The 2,481-nt window shown below is 58.1% G+C and carries 1 protein-coding gene; it reads right to left on the reverse strand.

What is annotated here, in order from left to right; genetic code table 11:
* Window positions 1-107: 107 nt before the first annotated feature.
* A complete protein-coding gene (locus FEM54_RS30440) occupies window positions 108-2,306 on the reverse strand; it encodes an OsmC domain/YcaO domain-containing protein (protein ID WP_138454053.1) in 2,199 nt (732 codons plus the stop codon).
* Window positions 2,307-2,481 lie beyond the last annotated feature (175 nt).

Consider the following 2,481-nt stretch of genomic DNA (forward strand, 5'->3'; position numbering starts at 1 on the left):
TGTATAAGAGACAGATAGGATCACCGCGGTGCAACTGATACACCGAGGTGTCTGTATCGCAGGCAAGCCAGCTCCCACACAAGCCAGCTTTCACAAGGGGGATTGTGTCAGGCTGAAGTGACGTTGGCCCGCGCCGAATGCAGTTTTTTATAGCTCTCGATCAAACGCAAATGCCGATCCAGGCCTTCCAGCTTCATGCTGGTCGGGGTCAAGCCATAAAACCGCACACTGCCATCGACCGAACCCATCACCGCATCCATCCGCTCGTGACCGAACATCCGGCGGAAGTTGGCCTCGTAATCGGCGAGGTCCAGGTCGTCGTCCAACTGCATCTCCAACACTGCGTTCATGGCCTGGTAGAACAGGCCGCGTTCAGCGGTGTTGTCGTTGTATTGCAGGAACATCTCCACGCACTCCTTGGCCTCCTCATATTGCTGCAAGGCCAGGAAGATCAGCAGTTTCAACTCCAGGATGGTCAACTGGCCCCACGCCGTGTTGTCGTCGAACTCAATGCCGATCAAGGTGGTGATGTCGGTGTAATCGTCCAGCTCGCTTTCGATCAGACGCTCGACCAACGCCTGCAGCGCCTCCTCGTCAAGGCTGTGCAGGTTGAGGATATCGGCACGGAAAAACAGCGCCTTGTTGGTGTTGTCCCAGATCAGGTCGTCCACCGGGTAGATTTCCGAGTAGTCCGGCACCAGGATCCGGCAAGCCGTGGCGCCGAGGTGTTCGTACACCGCCATATAGGACTCTTTGCCCATGCCTTCGAGAATGCCGAACAGGGTGGCGGCTTCTTCGGCGTTGGAATTTTCACCTTCGCCCGAGAAGTCCCACTCGACGAACTCATAGTCCGACTGCGCACTGAAGAAGCGCCACGACACCACGCCGCTTGAGTCAATAAAGTGCTCGACAAAGTTGTTCGGCTCGGTCACCGCCTGGCCTTCAAAGGTCGGCTGCGGCAGGTCATTCAAACCTTCAAAACTGCGGCCCTGGAGCAGTTCGGTGAGGCTGCGTTCCAGCGCCACTTCCATGCTTGGGTGTGCGCCGAACGAGGCGAATACGCCGCCGGTGCGCGGGTTCATCAGGGTGACGCACATCACTGGGAACTCGCCGCCCAGGGATGCGTCCTTGACCAGTACCGGGAAGCCCTGGGCCTCCAGGCCTTCGATACCCGCGACAATGCCGGGGTATTTGGCCAACACTTCTGCGGGCACGTCCGGCAAGGCGAACTCGCCTTCAATGATTTCGCGCTTCACGGCGCGCTCGAAAATCTCCGACAGGCACTGCACCTGGGCTTCAGCCAAGGTATTGCCCGCGCTCATGCCGTTGCTGAGGTAGAGGTTTTCGATCAGGTTGGACGGGAAATACACCACTTCGCCGTCGGACTGGCGCACGAACGGCAGCGCAACAATCCCGCGTTCTTCATTGCCCGAGTTGGTGTCGAACAGGTGCGAGCCACGCAGCTCGCCCTCACGGTTGTAGACCTTCAGGCAGTAGGCGTCGAGGATTTCACTCGGCAGCTCGTCCTTGGGCCCAGGCTGGAACCAGCGTTCGTCCGGGTAATGCACGAACGGCGCGTTGGCCAGCTCCTCACCCCAGAACTGGTCGTTGTAGAAGAAGTTGCAGTTCAGCCGCTCGATAAACTCGCCCAGGGCAGACGCCAATGCGCCTTCCTTGGTTGCGCCCTTGCCGTTGGTGAAACACATCGGCGAGTGTGCGTCGCGGATATGCAACGACCACACGTTGGGCACGATATTGCGCCACGAGGCGATTTCAATCTTCATGCCCAGGCCGGCGAGAATGCCGGACATGTTGGCGATGGTCTGCTCCAGCGGCAGGTCCTTGCCGGCGATGTAGGTGCCCGCCTCGGAGGTGGAATTGGGCATCAACAATGCCTGCGCATCCGCGTCGAGGTTTTCCACTTCCTCGATCACAAATTCCGGCCCGGCCTGCACGACTTTCTTCACGGTGCAGCGGTCGATTGAACGCAGGATGCCCTGGCGGTCCTTGTCGGAGATGTCCGCTGGCAACTCGACCTGGATCTTGAAGATCTGGTTGTAGCGGTTTTCCGGATCAACGATGTTGTTCTGTGACAGGCGAATATTCTCGGTGGGAATATTGCGTGTTGCGCAGTACAGCTTCACAAAGTACGCCGCGCACAACGCCGACGAAGCCAGGAAGTAATCGAACGGACCCGGGGCCGAACCGTCGCCTTTGTAGCGAATCGGCTGGTCGGCAATCACCGTGAAGTCATCGAACTTGGCTTCAAGCCGAAGGTTGTCGAGAAAGTTGACCTTAATTTCCATGCGGGCACACCAGAATAACGAGCTAAACAAATTGGCCGCCATTATGAAGATTTTCGCCGGGAAGTCTCAGGGTTTTGCGAATCGGCTGCCGATCGGTGCTAACGTCCACCCACCACACTTTGAGCCATCGGCCCATGTCCATTACCGATAACCTCCTCGCCTTTACCTTCGCCGC

The organism is Pseudomonas edaphica (genome assembly GCF_005863185.1).
GTDB lineage: Bacteria > Pseudomonadota > Gammaproteobacteria > Pseudomonadales > Pseudomonadaceae > Aquipseudomonas > Aquipseudomonas edaphica.